Genomic DNA, 17,964 nt, shown 5'->3' on the forward strand with positions numbered 1-17,964 from the left:
TGCCGCCAGCGTTCAATCTGAGCCATGATCAAACTCTTCAGTTTAATATTGCTTAGTGCCTATAGGGCACCAATCTTGGCTCATCAATCTTCTGACAAATATTTCTCAAATAAACTTCGAGTCATTTTTACCATCAATCAATGAAAATAATTTCGATTAATCAATCAGTAAAAATCCACACAAGTTGTTCTTCATAATCTCTTAATGATCTTCTCGTTGGTTCGTCACCAGCAAGCTAGGTCGGCTATACTACTCTCTTTCGATAAATAGTCAACTGCAATTTCAAATTATTTTAAACTTTCTTTCTAAAACCCAACTTAATCATTTTAACTAAGTTACTGTTTTATCAGAAGTTTTAATCTTCATCACCGCCGATGGATGTGCATTCTACAGCATTTCAGATCAGGCACAACCCCTATTTTTAAATATTTTGCCTGACTGTATCTTTTTCATGCAAAAGTTATTTAATTTCACATTATTTGCACAAATATGAGATAGTTTTCGATCAAATTAGCATTAACATCTCATTTTAATAAGCTGTTAATATAGAACATGAGTGCTTTTTACAGTCATATATAGAGTACTTTTTCCTTTCATTATTATATTTGGGTTTGTTATGCATCATAAGAATATTTTATGGGTAAGTATGCTGGCGCTTGGATTAAGTACAACAACTTATGCTCAAGATGCTTTAAATGCTAATCAAGAATCTGCAAATCAGGCGTTGTCTACAGATACAGAAGCGAGCCGAACGAGTGATGCATTGGACTCAGATAGTATAGATTCCCAAAATGCAGAAACTAAGAATGCAGAAACTAAGAATAATGTACAGGATGCAGTTACTCGCCATCCTCGGCTTGAAGCTTTAAAAGAATTAAAGTCAATTAAAATAGACCAACTTAAAGTCGATGCCAATGCGGCTCAAGCCGAAGAAGTAAAAGATCCGCTTCAGCCTTTAAATCGTCAAATCTATGAATTCAACGATGTACTCGATCGAAATATAGCTCGTCCATTGGCTGTTCAATACACCAAAAAAGTTCCAACTGAAGTCCGTGGCTCATATCGATCTTTCCGTAAAAACTTGGGCGAACCGTGGAATGCTGTGAACCAACTTGCACAAGGGCGTTTTACTCGTGCAGCAAAAACCTTAGGTCGCTTCACTTTAAATACAGTCACAACTTTAGGTTTTGCAGATCCAGCGACTCGTTTAGGCATGAGTACTGAGGAAGAGGATTTAGGAACAACACTGGGTTATTATGGTGTGCCTTCTGGCCCTTATTTAATGCTACCAGTCATGGGTCCAAGTACATTCCGCGACAGCTTAGGGCGTATTGTAGATAGTCAAGCCAGACCTCAAAAATACATTTTAGAGAATAATGACCGTCTTTATTATGGTGAACAAGCGATGCGTGGTATTGATGCTCGTTCACAACTTTTAGACGTTGAACAAGTCTTACAAGGTGACAAATACGCAGCTTTACGTGACATTTACCTTCAACGTAAAAACTTTCAAATCGCAGAGAAGAAAGGTATTGAATCAAGTGATGGTTTATTCATTGAGGATAGCCTATCCAATGATGGCAATGCAAAAGAGTAAGGTTTTATAAAATAAAAGTATTTAGCGAAATGATTATGCCTATTACTTTAGGGTTCTAGGCATTGAAAGATAAATCCATAGAATTTATTAGTCATTTCTCACCCCATTTAAGTGTCCATCACTGACAAGCATGAGTTTTCTGTTTAGCTTAATGCTTGGATATGCTTTTTACTTGGTCTAAGATAGTGAAAAGCATCATCATTAGGATCAATCTTCAACTCCATGTATTTCATTCAGCCCACTCGCACAATTCCAAATTTAGAATTCGTTCTAGATACTCTTCCGAGTTTGCAAATGATTCATATAGAAGATATTCATCTCTATGATCCTACGATCATTGCTATTGCAGACGTGAATGATTTTCTTCACTATAAATGGTCGATTCCTACCATTGTCATTGGTCATGAAGATCAAGGTAGTGAACTGTCTCAAGCTTGGGAATTGGGTGCATTAGCCGGTTGGATTTGGACAAAGCTTCCAAGCCAACTTGAAGAGTCATTACTTAAAATTGATGCACAATATAAACGTAATCAAGATAGTCGCGATCTACCATCCGCAGCTGAACTACAAAAGAAACTTCTCCCTAATCCAATTGAACTGCAAAATTATGAGTTTGAGACTTTGTTTCAACCTTCTGCCTATTTATCAGGTGATTGGTATGACTATTGGAAGATTAGCGATAAAGAAATCATTTTCTATCTCGCTGATGTCTCAGGACATGGTGTCACCAGTTCGCTTTTAACATCTTGGATGGCTGCCTTTCATGGTCGCTCTAAAACTCCACGTGAATTACTTAAAAAATTGAATGGAATGCTCGTTCAAGAAAATATTGAAAAGCATATCACGATGATTGCAGGTGTTTTGAATCTAGAAACACATCAATTGAAATGGTCTAGTGCGGGTCATTACCCTCCTGCTATTATTTTTGAGCCGAATCAACCCCCTCGTATCTTAAATACCAGTAGTTTTCCATTAGGACTGACTGAAGACCTCGACATCGAAGAACAAGAATGTACCTTGAATCGTCATGCTCGTTTTATCATTTGTTCGGATGGTGCACTTGAACCTTTTGACGGTGGGCTCAATGAACAATTTGCTCAATTGGTCTATCACTTGCAAAATCATTCATTTGAAGCACCAGAACATGTTGCTGATGATATTGCGATTTTAAGTCTAAAAAGATTGAATTAAGTTTATAATCAATACCCTAGAGTTTTTTACTCACTTCTACGACCCTAGACTACTTGAGAATAGGGTTGCGCTATGTGATAATTTTCCAATCCTTCTCTGCAAATGGCATTTATATGTCAACAGGTCATGTTGAATATGCAAGCTTGAATGGAACGCATATTTTCAAAATTATTGGTGAAGTGCGAGCCCAATCTTGTATTAGTCTAGACAAACTTTTGTCTCGGATTGAACAGCAAAGTAACGTCACTGGCGCGATTGTTGATTTAACCCAAACCACATTTATAGATAGTACTGTTTTAGGCATATTGGCAAAGCTTGGTCTGAAACTGAAACAAATTCATCATATCCAAGCAGTGATGCTGTCTACAAACCCAGATATCACCACGCTTGCCAATAGTATGGGTCTAGGTCAAGTTTTTGTAATTTTGAATTATTGTGGTGATCCCAATGTTTGCACACGTGCACTCTTGGATGAACATATTTCACATAACACCATGCTTTCTACAGTATTAGATGCGCATCGTACATTGATGAAATTAAATGAAAGCAATCAAAATATGTTTGAACCTTTGGTTAAACAGCTCGAAAAACAGCAAGACACGATTGATCACAGCATCTAAATGATAAAAGCTAGACTATAAAATCTAGTCCACGTATGGGATGAGTCATGACTTTACTTTCCGTTGTTCAAATGAATTCTCAAAATGACATTGAAGTAAACTTCAGTGTGATTGAGTCATTGATGATTGAAAGTAAAGCTCAAGGCGCGAGCCTGATCGTTTTTCCAGAAAACTTCGTGTGTTTTGCTGCTGGAAAACAACGTGAAACAGCTGACCGTTTTGATGAGTTTCAAACGCGTTTACAAAATCTGGCACATCAATATCAACTTTGGATCGTTGCAGGCACTCTCCCTTGCCCTTATCGCCCAAATGGTACGGTGATTCAAGATGGTCGTGTTCGTACAGTCAGCTTATGTATTAGCCCTGAAAGAACCGAAGCACGTTATGACAAGATCCACTTGTTTGACGTTCAAGTCGGTGATGCGGTCGGTGGCTATCAAGAGTCTCAGTTTTTTGAGCCTGGCGATGAAGTTGTCTTAGCAATGACTCCTTTTGGCAATATTGGCTTAATGGTGTGTTATGACCTGCGTTTTCCAGAACTTTCACTGACTTTAAGAAATCGTGGTGCAAATATCTTAACTGCTCCTGCTGCTTTTACTTATACCACTGGTGAAATGCATTGGCAGTTATTGCTTCAAGCACGTGCCATGGACAGTCAATGTCAAGTTCTCGGTGCTGCACAACAAGGTTGGCATGGTGAGAAACGTCAAACATGGGGTCATACTTCGGCGACGAATAGTCGCGGTCAACTTTTAGATATGGTGTATCAAGAAGGTGCTCAGCTCATTACTGTTCCGTTTAACTTAGAAGAACAATCTAAAATTCGCGAATCTATGCCTTTAATGCAGCATAGAAAATTAATCCAATATTGATTCGGTTCATTTTTAATTTAACTCGCTCTACATCTTTACAATTCTACTGCTTATTTTTCAATCAAATTCAGCCACGATCTTAGTTCAATATAATGAATTAGGATAAGTTCATGTCTTTAGAAAAAATTGTCTACACTGCAAAAGCGAAAGCAACTGGCGGTCGTGATGGAAGTGCGACTTCATTAGATGGAATTTTGGATGTCAAACTCGCTGCACCTAAAGAAATGGGTGGTCCGGGTGGTGGAACTAATCCTGAGCAATTGTTTGCTGCGGGTTATTCAGCTTGTTTCTTAGGTGCTATGAAATTTGTTGCAAACCGTGACAAGCTTAAAATTATACCTGATGCCTATATTCAAGGTGAAGTAAGTATCGGTCCGATTCCAACAGGTTTTGGGATTGCGGCAACTTTAAATATTCATTTGGAAGGTTTAGAGCAAAGCGAAGCGCAAAAGTTGGTGGATGCTGCACATATCGTTTGCCCTTACTCTAATGCAACGCGTGGCAATATTGATGTGACGTTAAATGTAATTGTTTGATTTTTAAAAATTAAAGCTCAACATAAAAAGGAAAAGCTGATCTTGCAGATCAGCTTTTCTATGAATAATAGATTTAACTTCATATAGAAGCTTATATGTGAAATTTAATCCTCATTATTCTCTTCAGCACTAGAAGAGTATTTTATAAACAATTCGTCCTCTAATTTTAGTAACTCTAAGGCATGCTTAATTCTGTTGAGTTTTTCATTATTATTAATATTTGTTTCTATGCAATAATTATCATTAATTTTTGCAGGAGCTCTCAAATAATTTTCCCTTTCGATAGGAACTAGATTAATTTTGTTTCCTAAATTCGAATTAAAAAATGTATTTGGTTCTAATTCAAATAATTGACTCATTATTTCAGCATATAATTTTGACATATGCCTTACTTGAAATTTCCTTCCTAAAAATACTGCATATTCAAGTTTCTTATATTTAGCATCATCGATATCAAAGATATTTATTTCATCATCATTGATTGAATTATCCAATTCAATTTTAGGGAACGCCCATATTCTTAAAAATCTCTCAGCTATAGTGTTAAATCGATTCTCAATTTCACTTTTCCCCCATTTTTCGAAAGAAGCTATCTGTTTATTCAACCATAAACGACTTGCTTTATAACCTTTATCCTTTAGGTCACGTTTTTCAATAAAGGTTTTATTTGATAATGACCCATTATTTCCAGACAATGTTAAATTTGATATCGTATGTAAATAATTGTTTTCAATAAAATTGTAGTCTTCTGAGCCTATGTCAGTTTTCCATTTTATATCAGGATTTTGAGGGAATATGTGCTCAATAGTAATATTCGAATTTTCATCTATATTAACTTTTTCATTGTTATTAAAATTTTCAAGCCTATTTAAAAAATAAGTTCTATTTTTTGATTGTATATTGTACACATCTTTGATCTTTAAAGCATCTAACAACTCAGAATCTTTAGGAAATCTTTGAGCACCAACTTTTTTAATTAGAGCTTCTTGTATAGAATACAGATAATTATTAGTATCTACAGACTTATATAAATTCATGAATGTTTTATTTAAAGAATTAGTTTGCAATCCTAAAATAAATCTTCGCCATGTATAAGACTGAACCAACTCTAAAACCTCAATCAACGTATCTTTTGTTATTATATTTTTAAAGTAATCATCATAAACTTTTAATAAAAAAGGATATGCAACATTTATTTCTAATTTTTGAATATATTCAAGCTGATTTCTTATTTCAAAATCACTTTCATTTTCTGGATTTATTAGCTTATTATAATGTTTTACTAATTTTTTTAATTTTAATAGTGTGGATTTAGTACTTTCAAAGTTGTTAGTTGGATAATTTTTTTTAAACTCTATATAAACTTTTCCTTTATTGGGAATAGTACTTGTTTCTAGTGTCAGAAAGTCTCGAATAAAATCAGAGACTAAACTTTGATTGGTTGTTTCATTCTTTGCTAAATTTTCAATAATTTCCCAATAGTTTTCATAGATATTTTTTTGGTCATCATGATTTAAGCCCATTAATATATAATTTCTAATTAAATCAGCTTGAGTAAGTTCTAAGCCAGTCGAGTTCAAACTTTCGAATATTCTTTGAGGATCATCTTTTTCTCTATCCAATGAAACCTCTACGAACATTAATTTAGATAGACCATCTCTTACAAATTTTAGGTTATCTGAGTGAATTCGTTTTCTAAAAAAATTAAAATTATCAATTATTTTTGAAAACCCCCTATATTCTTCATTTTTATCAGCTCTTAATAAAAATTTTAAAGCATTTAAATTATTCTCAGTAGTTTTAAGTTTTACTTTTTCGTTTTCAGATGCAAATTTATTTATTAAATAAGTTTCGTGTATCTCACTTTTTAATTCTTCATTATTCATGCTAATTGCTAGATCAAAAATAGCTAAATATATTAAGGTTAAAGTTGTTAAACGTTGTTGTCCATCAATAATATTTAATTCTTTTATTTTTGAAGATGTATAAACATCATCATGCACATATACGATACTTCCAATAAAATGTGCACTAAGCTTTTCATCACTTCCGACTTCTAATATATCATCTAGAAGTTGATTGCATTGAATAGTATTCCATTCATAGTTTCGTTGATATACAGGAATTAAAAACTGTGTCTTATTCGATGCTAAAAAATCTTCAACTTTTGTTTCACTTGCTTTCATAAAACACTCTTATAGATTTAAACAATAAATATTTTATTTTTTTAAATAAGCTTAAAGACTTATTCAATATTTATAAAATCATATCAATTAATAAAGGTAGCGAATTAAAAATCACTACTATGTAACTCATCTAACATTCGCATAATACAATTCTTGCTAAATAGTTTCTAATTACTTAAATAGCTTAATTTTAATCTTAAAATGCCATTCGTCATGATTCAGGCATTTCATTGAACATTACTCAACTACTCTTAATCACTCCGCTGCTTCATTTGTCACTCTTAAAACTTCCTCAAGTGTACTCTTACCTGCCAGTACCTTTCTCAAACCATCATCACGAATCGATGTACTTTGATTTCGAGCATAGGTTTCCAACTCATACTCAGCCGCATTGCCATGAATCAAACGGCGCATTTGATCGTCTACAGGCACAATTTCATAAATCGCAGTACGACCACTAAAACCTGTATGAGAACAATGCTCACAGCCTTTTGGACTTGGAAGCTTCAATTCTTCAGTTAACTCTAAATTTTTAAATAGCTCTTTTTCAAAGGCATCTGCTTCATGCCATGTATGGCAATGTGGGCATAGCGTTCGAACCAAGCGCTGTGCAATGACTCCGATCAAGGAGCTTGCCAACAAGAATGGCTCAATCCCCATATCTTTTAGACGAGTCACAGCACCAATCGCAGTATTGGTATGCAGTGTAGAAAGAACCAAGTGACCTGTGAGTGATGCTTGGACTGCAATTTCAGCCGTCTCCAAATCACGGATTTCCCCCACCATCACTACATCAGGATCCTGACGAAGCATGGCTTTTAAAGCACGTGCAAAAGTCATATCCACTTTATTATTAACCTGCGTCTGCCCAATACCTTCCAATTGATACTCAATCGGATCTTCAGCAGTCAGAATATTTTTAGAGCCATCATTTAAGTCAGACAAAGCAGCATAAAGCGTGGTGGTTTTACCTGAGCCCGTAGGTCCCGTCACCAAAATAATGCCATGCGGTCGATGCACCAAATGGGTCAGACGTTCATAGTCATCTTTCATTAGACCCAAATGGGTCATATTTAAACGCCCCGCTTGTTTATCCAGTAAACGCATCACCACACGTTCACCATGTGAAGAAGGCAATGTCGATACACGCACATCGACTTCACGACCTGCAAGTCTTAAAGAAATACGGCCATCTTGAGGTACACGCTTCTCCGCAATATCCAGTTTTGCCATGACTTTAATACGTGACACAAGGAGGGGCGCAAGCTCACGACGAGGTTGCACAATTTCACGCAGTTGACCATCTACACGTAACCGCACTGAAAGTTTCTTTTCGAATGCTTCAATATGAATATCAGAAGCTCCAACACGAATCGCTTCCGACAGTAATGCATTAATCAAACGAACGATGGGTGCATCGTCCTCTTGATCCATGAGATCTTCAGTTTCAGGCACTTGATCGGCAAGACTGAGCAAATCAGGATGATCTTCAAGTCCCGCAGCCACTTGCTGTGACTCGCCTGTCTCACCTGCATAACTTGAAGTCAACAATTGATTAAAATCTTGGTCAGAATTAAGCTGATGATGGGCAACTCGACCTACGAAACGTCGTGCCTCTTGAATCGCAGTTAAAGTCGTATCTTGACGGCGAACAATAAAAACTTGATCACCCTCATAACGTAACAAAACGCCATGCTTTTTTGCAAAACTATACGGAATTTGTAGTTGTTTAAGTACTTGCATTACAACTTATGATGATGATTTAGGTTAATTTGAGTGTACTCTAAGCACATCTTAGCGTGAACCAGTTTTTTGAAAGAATTTAAATAAAGGATGAGTGACTTTGTTTCAAAATGATCAATTCGAATCTGAAGTTACAGATTTTAAGTGGTGGGGCGAACAACAATTTGAACTGAATCAATCCAAGGCATGGAAATTCGGTTCTTTGTTGGTGAGAGTGACGCGCAGTTTACAAGAATGGCGCTTGGAATATTATCGTCCTCAAGTTCAATACGACTATGAACAAACTTGGCACCGTATAGAAGATGTGAATTTTGCATTTCCACAGCCAGTTCATGTCGAACGCTATATGTTTCGAGAAACCAGTCCAAGTTTTCAACTGATTCCCAGACTAGCTGATCGCTCAGTGGTGATTCGCCCTGTAGATCCGATTTATATTCCTGCTGGACAACGCGGTACACTCTATATCAGTACACCACTATGGATTTCAGGTTTTGCACAAGGTCAAAAAAATCCTTTATTTGATATTCCTGTCATTCAACCCAAAGATACTTGGTTTGGTCCAGATCATCGTAGTGGTGACATGTGTTATGCCACCTCTGTCGATGGACGTACCGAGTTGAAACAACTTCGCCCTCGTGCTTTTCGTGCGGTGACGCCGATTGATTTCCATAATGTCAGTAACCATCAGCTTCGTTTCGACCGTATGAATGTTCCAGTGCCTGCCCTTCCACTATTTTTTAGTGAAAGTACTACTCGACTATGGACATCACAAATTAAGGTTATCCATGAAGGAATGGACCGTCCAGCGCGTATTCGAATTGAAAATAAAACGCCTCCTTTGGCTGGAGAAGTGACTTATATCAATCAAGCGCGAGCACCGGGTGGTGTTTTATTTAATATGTTTGATTCATTCTTCTAAGGAGGCAACATGGCAGATAGTCTTACTAAAACCATTGCAGACAGCCTCAAAAGTATATTTACCAATATCAATACCGATCGCCTGACTGAAATTATCATTGCGATCGTCCTGTGTTTTATTGGCTTTTTGTTTGCTCGCGTGGTATCAAACACTTTCATCCGTACCATCGGTGCAAAGTTTAATGCTCATCAACGCTTAGTCTGGCGTCGGGGTATTTTCTACTTTATTTTTCTCATCTTCGTGATGGCAAGCTTAAAAGAAGCCGGATTTAAACTCAGCGTCTTTCTCGGTGCTGCGGGTATTTTAACGGTTGCCTTAGGTTTTGCCTCGCAAACGTCTGCAACCAACTTAATCAGCGGTTTGTTCCTCATCGGTGAAGGCTCATTTGAGATTGGCGATACCATTCAAATTACTTTGATTCGTGGACATACCATTGAAGGTGAAGTAATTTCGATTGATTTATTGTCTGTGAAGCTTTTAACGCAGGACAATGTCTATGTTCGATTGCCGAATGAACAGCTGATTCGAGCCCCTGTACACAACTTATCGAAGTTTCCTATACGGCGAATTCCGATTACGCTTGCAATCAACTTTCATGAAGACATTATTAAAGTACGTGAAGTTCTACTCAAAGTTGCGGCATCTTATCCATTGGTTCTTGCCGATCCGAAACCCGCAGTAACAGTAACTGCTTTTCGTGAATCCTCTATCGAATTGTTATTCGCAATTTGGTGTCAACAAGAGAACTTTTTAAAAGTTCGTGATGAAATGCAAGAACGTATTCGAAATGGTTTTGTGGAAAACCAAATCGAGATTCCTGTACCTAAAATGGGCTTTGTGGATCGTCCATCTCAGCAACTGTTGCAAGACGAGGAAATTGATCAATATGCCAATCAAAAAGAAATTGACCGTGAGCCGAAATTAAAATAAAGCCCAATAAAAAGTACATCCAGTCTCTTCGTGATTAAGGAACTGGATGTACTCAATTAAATACTTTAAGTTCTTATCAACTCTTAATCCAAATGCTTTGGATGCTCTCATTCTTTGTCTTTATGACATCATCACATTAAACTAATTCGCTTCATGTTTGATGACTTGCTCACTTTCTGGAATCGGTGCGATATAAGCAATCATCAACATCACCAAGCCTGCCCCTAAGAATGATATGACTCGTGTTAGTGTTCCGATATGTGACAAATCAAACAGCACCAACTTCAAGGTCACAATAAATAAAATACTTCCACCTAAAATCCACACGGAACGGATTTTTTTTCGACTGGCTAGGCTCATGGTGATAAATGCGAGACTGACCCAAAGCAAGGTCAAACTCAGTTGTATCAGTGCATTGCCCCAAATGGTTAAATCGTTATAAGGCGTATCGAAATAGACATGCAATGCTCTTAACAGAATATAACTACTCAGCCACAACACACTTAAAACCATCAATATCGCGACAATGCCTTGATCAAGACCTGATTTAAGCTGAAGGGATAGCATCCACAAGAATCCAGCAAGCATAGCCAAACTCACCACATCAAAAGGATTGATTACGACGAATAAATAGCCTTGAAATGCCTGCTGTGAGAAAAGTTGTGAACCAATAATCCAAATCATCATCAGCAATAAACTACTGCGCGTTTGCCAAAATATTTGCCAGTCTGAATCCGTCTTTTTGAAATAGCACCAAATACAAAATACCAATGGCAGAATCACGACACTGATAAAGGGCATGCTTGGAACGATCGTCAAACTTGCCAAAGCGAAAGATGACAATCCCCCTAGACTGACCCACTCTTGTTCAGCCTTTAACCCCAACATCGATCCTAGCCCCAGCAGGGGTCTTAACCATAGCCAAGCCATCATTAAACCTGCCAATGCGAAGCCTAATTGATTGAATGTCGTTGTCCAAAGCACCACACCCTCTTGGCTATAACGAATCAGAATGCCAAATGCGAAGATAAACAACACCATCAGACCGAAGCATTTCGGTAGTCGCCAAGACCATGCGGCTTTCGCATTGAATAGACCTTCATTGATCAGCATGAAAATCGTTGTTCCAATGAGCAGGCTCATCACCCATTGATTCGAACTATTGAGATAATCCATACATAAGATGAGCAGCATTGTTGTGGCAACAATACTGATCAGACTAAAGAATGCTGTGGTCGCCATTGAAAGTTGGCTTTGAAAACTCGCTTTGACATTGGCAATGTACAGAACTGCAAAATAACAAAGCGTTAGAACCCCAAACATCAGTCGCGGAAATTCAGGCAATTCCACCCAATAATACAAACTGGTCAACCCCGCAACCATCAGCAAACCCATTGCAAGATAACGGCTAATCGAGGAATTACGATATAAAGCGAAGATAAAAATGAGTAAGCCTTCAATAGACCAACCAATGACACTCCAGTCTTGTTTTAATAAAATCGGAGGAATCAATGCCAAGAAAATCAGCATCAAACTAAAATAACTTTGTGCAATCATACTGACGACATGACTGCGCTTTGCCAATAGATAAAGGAATCCATAACTTGTAGCAAAGCCTAAACTCATCCCTGCTTGCGTATAACTTTCCTGAAAGTAGATTAGATAAATAAAGCCAAAACCGACAATCGGTGCACTAAAAATTAAGGCAACATCGAGCACGGGTTTTAATTTAAATTGATCTAAATCCGTCTGAGCAATCAACTGACTAAATCGAAAACCTAACCACACAAAAATCGTAGTGTGTATAAGCACTAAAATGGTCATCATGGATCGGTCATGATCACTCCCATTTAAAAATGCATAGCCACCTGCAACAAATACCGTCGCTAAAAAGGCAATCTGATTAAGTATTTTCCATGGTCTAAGCGTCGTTAAAATAGCAACCGCTATATTGATCACCACATAGTAGGCAACAAATTCAACCGCAGTTGCATCGCGAACAGGCAAAGTAAACGGTGCTAAATAAGCAATCAACATTGCCATCAACGCCAACTCAATACTTTGTTGTTTTAAACTGAGATACAAAGTCAGCATCATGATGATGGCATAACACAGTGCAGCGACAGTTAAAGTACTGATCACTTGATTATAATACGCAAAAAATAAGGTCAGAAATAATCCAGCTTGCCCCAACCCTTCTAATGCCAACGAGAAACTACGATTCTTATTGTGTAACACATACCCAATTGCGGTGACCGTAGCACTCATCAGGCCGACGATTCCTAGCTTCAATGCCAAGCTCAGTTGCCAATGTTCAGTTGCAAACCGAAGTAAAAGAATGACACCAATCACCAGTACCAATATTGCAACTTTTAAGACTGGATTACCTTTAAAAATCCACTGACTCATTTGTTCAGTGAAACTGAGTTGCTCATGCTTGGTTAAAGAGTTGTTAAGATTCGATGCTGGATAAGGCAATTGGTGTGCATCTAAAGGGATATTAGAAGTTGGTTCTTGGGCTTTACTTTGTTGCTGTTGGACAGCCATTGACTGACGATAATGAATGACTTCTAAATTGGTTTCTAAACGCCTTAACCATCTTAAAAAGAAAAAAATCCACAGTGTCGCGCCAAGGGCGACCATCCAACTTAAATGAATAAATCCACCCACCAAAGCAATAAGGGATGAAATGTATAAGGGCACTTTGGAGGTATAAGCGACTTGATCATCATGTTGTTGTGCGATCACCTCTATGGGTTTCTGAATGGCATCCACGTACTGAATCACACTCATCACGAAAGCAATTAAACAGATATACGTTAAAGTCGGTACGGCTAAAAACCATGCTCCGACGGCACAAATGATCAGGACCATCAACCAAATCATTCTGACTTCGCTTTGCGCTTTAAACATATTATTTGTTTCTCTTTCCATGAACCGCGATCATACAACAGCTTATTTCTTTATATGCTTCAATTCATCAGATATTCGGTAAGTCCATGATTCATCTTGATACAACTTTGGGAGCTAAAATCACGTACAATACCCTAGTTATTTGGATTAGGAACGTTTCGATGCCACCATTTGTCTTGGTCGATGGGTCATATTTTTTATTTCGTGCATACCATGCATTACCACCGCTAACCACTTCAACAGGGTTACAGACCAACGCGATTCGTGGTGCAATTTCTGCGATCCAAAAACTGATGCGTCGTGTCCAACCAACTCACATGGCGGTTATTTTTGATACGCCAGAGCCTACTTTTCGTCATGAGCTTTCACCGATTTATAAAGGTGATCGTCCAAGCATGCCAGATGAACTCTCTCAGCAAATTCCTTACTTGCACAATTTAATTCGTGCTTTGGGTATTCCTTTGCATGTTCTGCCCGGTGCTGAAGCCGATGATATTATTGGTACATTGGCAAAACGTGCGGAAAAAGAAGGTTATCAAGTCTTGATCTCGACAGGAGATAAAGACATGGCACAGTTAGTGACTGACAAAGTAACTTTAGAAGACAGCTTTAAAGATAAACCGATGGATGTGAATGGCGTCTTTGAAAAATTCGGCGTCTGGCCACACCAGATTATCGACTATCTTACCCTGATGGGTGATGCTTCTGATGGCATTATGGGAGTCCCAGGTGTCGGTGCAAAAACTGCCGCTAAACTGCTAAACGAATATGGTTCAATTGGCGGTATTCTAGAAAATGTCGACAAGATCAAAGGTAAAGTCGGTCAAAACATTAAAGACAGTGTTGAAGGCATTACCCTCGATCATCAATTGGCAAGTATTGTGTGTGACCTAGATTTAAATCTAACGTATGAAGATTTAAAACTGGCTGATCCAAATGTAGAGGAATTACGCCGTTTATATACTGAATTGGAGTTCCGTAATCAACTTCAGTCTTTAGACCACCCCAATAATCCAAATAATTCGACCTACAAGCAAACTTCTAAAAGTATTGAAAAGTCTGTCCCTGCAGTACCTATAACAGCACCAGAAGATCAAGCCACCTTAAGCAGTGTAGATGATCAATTAGGAAAAGCGACTTACCACACGGTACTGAGCCAATCCGACTGGGAAACATTCTTCAAACGCTTAAGCACAGCAACACGTTTTGCATTTGATACTGAGACCACCAGTCTAGATTATCGGATTGCTGAAATGGTCGGATTTTCGGTTGCATTTGATGGCAATGATGCTTATTACGTACCACTCGCACACGATTACGAAGGTGCGCCTGAACAGCTCAATCGCGATTCGATTATCGCGCAGATCAAACCGATTTTAGAAAATCCTCAAGTTGAAAAAATTGGACATCATTTAAAGTACGATGCTCATATTTTAGAAAATCACGGCATTCATTTGCAGGGTTGGTATTTCGATACCATGTTGGCGTCTTATGTCCTGAATGCGGTTGCGACGCGTCATGGCATGGATGATGTGGCACGTGTTTACTTGAGTCATTTGACTACAACTTACGAGCAGGTTGCAGGTAAAGGTGCAAAACAAAAAACCTTTAATCAGATCGAGATTGAAACTGCTGCACACTACGCCGCTGAAGATGCGCATGTGACCTATCGCCTCTATGAAGTGCTGGATCGTAAGCTCAAAGAAACGCCACCATTAAGTGACATTTTACATAAGATCGAAGTCCCAACAGCATCGGTACTGACCTCTATGGAGGAAAATGGCATTGAGCTTGATTTACAGTTCCTAGATCAATTGGGTTGTGAGTTTGCAGATACCATTCAAAACTTAGAAAACCAAATTATTGAGATAGCGGGTCAACCGTTTAATGTCAGCTCACCCAAACAAGTCGGTGAAATTCTATTTGATAAATTAGGGTTAAAAGGGGGCAAAAAAACAGCTACAGGTCAGTACAGCACCAGTGAAAGTATTTTAGAAAAAATTGATCACCCGATTGCAGAACTGATTTTGGAATATCGTGGGCTGACCAAACTTAAAAGTACTTACACAGATGGTTTGTTAAAACAGGCCAATGATGGAACCAAACGCGTTCATACCAGCTACCATCAAGCTTTGACAGCAACGGGTCGCCTCTCATCTACCGATCCAAATCTACAAAACATTCCTATACGTGAAGAAATTGGTCGTCAAATTCGTAAAGCCTTTGTCGCACCTGAAGGTCGCGTATTACTAGCAGCCGATTATTCGCAAATCGAGCTACGTTTAATGGCACATTTCTCTCAAGATGATGCTTTGGTAGATGCTTTCAATAACGGACAAGATGTACATCGTCGCACTGCTGCGGAAGTATTGAATGTTGCACTGGAAGATGTGACCCATGATCAACGTCGTCAAGCCAAAGCGGTTAACTTTGGATTGCTCTACGGTATGTCTGAATTTGGCTTGATTCGTCAACTCGGTTTTACTCGTGAAGAATCACAAAATTACATTAAGCAGTATTTCCATCGCTACCCTGGTATCTATGAGTACATGCAACGTACTCGCCAAGTCGCTTTAGAACAAGGTTATGTGGAAACCATCACTGGACGCCGTTTATATACACCCGATATTGATGCACGTAATATGATGATTCGTAAAGCAGCTGAACGTGCAGCCATTAATGCGCCACTTCAAGGCTCTGCGGCTGAAATCATTAAACTCGCGATGATTGAAGTTGATAAAATTCTGCCCAAAAATCAAGCAAAGCTGTTACTGCAAGTACACGATGAATTGGTGTTTGAAGTAGATGAAAGCATCGCAGATGAATTGGCAGTGAAAATTGCTGAAGCTATGCAAAATGTGGTGAAAATCTCAGTGCCTTTACTGGTTGAAGTCGGTCAAGGTAAAAACTGGGACGAAGCACATTAACCATTATAATCTCCCTAAATCCCTCTTTTTCAAAGAGGGACTTCAGTCCCTCAAGCAATAAAAAAGGACTCTACTGAGTCCTTTTTTATTGCTTATCAAATTTTATCCGATTGATTTCAACATCATTTCAGCAATATACAGTGTAAAAAATGCCAAGATTGGAGAAAGATCGATCATCCCCATATTCGGCATAATTTTACGGAATGGCGCAAGCATCGGCTCAGCAAGTTCTTGTAATACTTCAATGTATGGGGAACGAGATTGAGTAAACATCACGATCCAACTGCAAATGATGTAACCGAACAGCATGTATTTCAAAATACTCACTAACGAGAGCAACATCGACAACATGGTCGAAACAACAAAATAAACCGTTGTTCCAGTCGGTTGAGCATTGAGATATTTAAAACCAAATACTTTTAAGAAATAAAGTAAAATGACCAATACCAATGCAGCGAGATTGACACGTCCACCTGCAACAGTCGGTAAAATACGACCAAATACATCGACGATTTTTGTCGCTTTGGTGGTCGATTGAACCACTGGATTATATGGATTTACACCCGCCAATTGCATTAAGAAGCGAAAGAAAACCAATAAAATTGCAACATTAATGATAATGTCAAAAAATAGCGCAGAACTCGCACCCATACTTCAACTTTCCTAATAAAATTGGTTATTTAGCACTATCGCTTAAATCTTGAGCCAACTCTTGACTACGTTTTTGTGCAGCAGCCAAAGCTGTTTGAATATTTTGTGATATTTGCGCGCGATCAAAAACTTCAAGCGCAGCTTGCGTCGTACCATTTGGCGAAGTCACATTTTTACGTAACTCAGCAGGTGTATTTGAACTGGTGATGGCCATTTGTGCAGCACCCAACGCTGTTTGTAAAGTCAAAGCAGTCGCCGTTTTTTCATCCAAGCCCATATTTTTGCCTGCGCGAATCATACTTTCCATCATATAGAAAAAGTATGCTGGACCTGAACCTGATACTGCTGTTACTGCATCAATTTGATCTTCACTTTTTACCCAAAGCGTCAAACCTGTTGCAGCCAATACCTGACTTGCCAATTCACGCTTAGCATCATCAACGACAGGATAAGCAAATAAGCCATGCGCGCCAGTTTGTACCAGAGCAGGCGTATTCGGCATGACACGAACCACCATTTCAGAACCCGTGAATTTAGAAAGGGTTTCAATTTCAGCACCAGCAACGATTGAAACGATCAATTTATCGTTGAATAAACCATTCAATGGTTTCAAAACATCTGCTAAAACTTGAGGCTTAACAGCAAGAACAACGATGTCTGCATCACGAATTGCATCGATATTATTGTCAGTCACATGAATATCTTTAGCTTGTAATAATTCACGCACATGTTCAACTGGATCAGACACAGTCACACGTGTAGCAGGTAAACCACGACTCAATAGACCGCCAATTAAGGCTTGAGCCATATTCCCACCACCAATGAAACAAATATTACAATTTAAAGCAGCACTCATGAATCACACTCGACCTAAAATCT

The 17,964-nt window shown here is 38.3% G+C and carries 13 protein-coding genes; 8 read left to right on the forward strand and 5 right to left on the reverse strand.

From position 1 onward, the window contains the following. The first annotated feature begins 616 nt into the window (after nt 1-616). The 5 genes from AC5YCE_RS04265 to AC5YCE_RS04285 all read left to right on the forward strand — a co-directional run bounded on the left by AC5YCE_RS04265 (nt 617) and on the right by AC5YCE_RS04285 (nt 4,816). Nucleotides 617-1,597, forward strand: a complete 981-nt coding sequence (locus AC5YCE_RS04265; RefSeq protein WP_496171178.1) for an MlaA family lipoprotein — start codon at nt 617-619, stop codon at nt 1,595-1,597. Nucleotides 1,598-1,819: 222 nt separating this feature from the next. After that, complete coding sequence (gigA, locus tag AC5YCE_RS04270) at nt 1,820-2,788, forward strand: RsbU family protein phosphatase GigA (RefSeq protein ID WP_496127244.1); 969 nt, start codon at nt 1,820-1,822, stop codon at nt 2,786-2,788. Between the two features lie 113 nt (nt 2,789-2,901). Further along, nucleotides 2,902-3,408, forward strand: coding sequence for an anti-anti-sigma factor GigB (gene gigB / locus AC5YCE_RS04275; protein WP_496127243.1), 507 nt, complete (start codon nt 2,902-2,904; stop codon nt 3,406-3,408). Between the two features lie 47 nt (nt 3,409-3,455). Then, on the forward strand, nt 3,456-4,280 hold the full coding sequence (locus tag AC5YCE_RS04280) for a carbon-nitrogen hydrolase family protein (RefSeq protein ID WP_496127242.1): 825 nt from the start codon (nt 3,456-3,458) through the stop codon (nt 4,278-4,280). A 110-nt stretch (nt 4,281-4,390) separates the two neighbouring features. Then, a complete protein-coding gene (locus tag AC5YCE_RS04285) occupies nt 4,391-4,816 on the forward strand; it encodes an organic hydroperoxide resistance protein (protein WP_496171179.1) in 426 nt (141 codons plus the stop codon). Nucleotides 4,817-4,920: 104 nt separating this feature from the next. On the opposite strand, the gene AC5YCE_RS04290 is transcribed toward AC5YCE_RS04285, so the two are convergent. After that, complete coding sequence (locus tag AC5YCE_RS04290; RefSeq protein WP_496171180.1) at nt 4,921-7,002, reverse strand: DUF262 domain-containing protein; 2,082 nt, start codon at nt 7,000-7,002, stop codon at nt 4,921-4,923. 255 nt (nt 7,003-7,257) lie between these two features. Beyond that, nucleotides 7,258-8,745: a type II secretion system ATPase GspE gene (gene gspE, locus AC5YCE_RS04295; protein WP_496171181.1), complete on the reverse strand. Its 1,488-nt coding sequence runs from the start codon at nt 8,743-8,745 to the stop codon at nt 7,258-7,260. A gap of 100 nt (nt 8,746-8,845) precedes the next feature. Between gspE and AC5YCE_RS04300 the strand changes: the two genes are divergently transcribed. Both AC5YCE_RS04300 and AC5YCE_RS04305 read left to right on the forward strand, forming a co-directional pair. Next, complete coding sequence (locus AC5YCE_RS04300) at nt 8,846-9,664, forward strand: DUF432 domain-containing protein (protein WP_496171182.1); 819 nt, start codon at nt 8,846-8,848, stop codon at nt 9,662-9,664. Nucleotides 9,665-9,673: 9 nt separating this feature from the next. Further along, on the forward strand, nt 9,674-10,594 hold the full coding sequence (locus tag AC5YCE_RS04305) for a mechanosensitive ion channel family protein (protein ID WP_496124819.1): 921 nt from the start codon (nt 9,674-9,676) through the stop codon (nt 10,592-10,594). A gap of 141 nt (nt 10,595-10,735) precedes the next feature. Here the strand turns inward: AC5YCE_RS04305 and AC5YCE_RS04310 are convergent, their stop codons facing one another. Then, the gene (locus AC5YCE_RS04310) at nt 10,736-13,507 is read right to left on the reverse strand and encodes a DUF2339 domain-containing protein (protein ID WP_496171245.1); all 2,772 of its coding nucleotides are present in this window, start codon (nt 13,505-13,507) and stop codon (nt 10,736-10,738) included. A gap of 161 nt (nt 13,508-13,668) precedes the next feature. On the opposite strand from AC5YCE_RS04310, the gene polA reads away from it, so the two are divergent. Continuing rightward, nucleotides 13,669-16,434, forward strand: a complete 2,766-nt coding sequence (gene polA, locus AC5YCE_RS04315) for a DNA polymerase I (RefSeq protein WP_496171183.1) — start codon at nt 13,669-13,671, stop codon at nt 16,432-16,434. Between the two features lie 102 nt (nt 16,435-16,536). On the opposite strand, the gene AC5YCE_RS04320 is transcribed toward polA, so the two are convergent. Together AC5YCE_RS04320 and proC are read right to left on the reverse strand one after the other, a co-directional pair. Further along, a complete protein-coding gene (locus AC5YCE_RS04320; RefSeq protein ID WP_496151224.1) occupies nt 16,537-17,085 on the reverse strand; it encodes a YggT family protein in 549 nt (182 codons plus the stop codon). Nucleotides 17,086-17,110: 25 nt separating this feature from the next. Further along, nucleotides 17,111-17,941, reverse strand: a complete 831-nt coding sequence (gene proC, locus AC5YCE_RS04325) for a pyrroline-5-carboxylate reductase (protein WP_496124822.1) — start codon at nt 17,939-17,941, stop codon at nt 17,111-17,113. Nucleotides 17,942-17,964 lie beyond the last annotated feature (23 nt).

This window comes from Acinetobacter sp. CY79 (assembly GCF_059515845.1).

Bases quoted from the DNA above. Each gene is read 5' to 3' on its own strand.
- AC5YCE_RS04320 (WP_496151224.1), bottom strand. From the start codon at position 17,085: ATGGGTGCGAGTTCTGCGCTATTTTTTGACATTATCATTAATGTTGCA.
- polA (WP_496171183.1), top strand. From the start codon at position 13,669: ATGCCACCATTTGTCTTGGTCGATGGGTCATATTTTTTATTTCGTGCA.
- proC (WP_496124822.1), bottom strand. From the start codon at position 17,941: ATGAGTGCTGCTTTAAATTGTAATATTTGTTTCATTGGTGGTGGGAAT.
- gigB (WP_496127243.1), top strand. From the start codon at position 2,902: ATGTCAACAGGTCATGTTGAATATGCAAGCTTGAATGGAACGCATATT.
- AC5YCE_RS04305 (WP_496124819.1), top strand. From the start codon at position 9,674: ATGGCAGATAGTCTTACTAAAACCATTGCAGACAGCCTCAAAAGTATA.
- AC5YCE_RS04290 (WP_496171180.1), bottom strand. From the start codon at position 7,002: ATGAAAGCAAGTGAAACAAAAGTTGAAGATTTTTTAGCATCGAATAAG.
- AC5YCE_RS04310 (WP_496171245.1), bottom strand. From the start codon at position 13,507: ATGTTTAAAGCGCAAAGCGAAGTCAGAATGATTTGGTTGATGGTCCTG.
- AC5YCE_RS04280 (WP_496127242.1), top strand. From the start codon at position 3,456: ATGACTTTACTTTCCGTTGTTCAAATGAATTCTCAAAATGACATTGAA.
- AC5YCE_RS04285 (WP_496171179.1), top strand. From the start codon at position 4,391: ATGTCTTTAGAAAAAATTGTCTACACTGCAAAAGCGAAAGCAACTGGC.
- gigA (WP_496127244.1), top strand. From the start codon at position 1,820: ATGTATTTCATTCAGCCCACTCGCACAATTCCAAATTTAGAATTCGTT.
- gspE (WP_496171181.1), bottom strand. From the start codon at position 8,745: ATGCAAGTACTTAAACAACTACAAATTCCGTATAGTTTTGCAAAAAAG.
- AC5YCE_RS04265 (WP_496171178.1), top strand. From the start codon at position 617: ATGCATCATAAGAATATTTTATGGGTAAGTATGCTGGCGCTTGGATTA.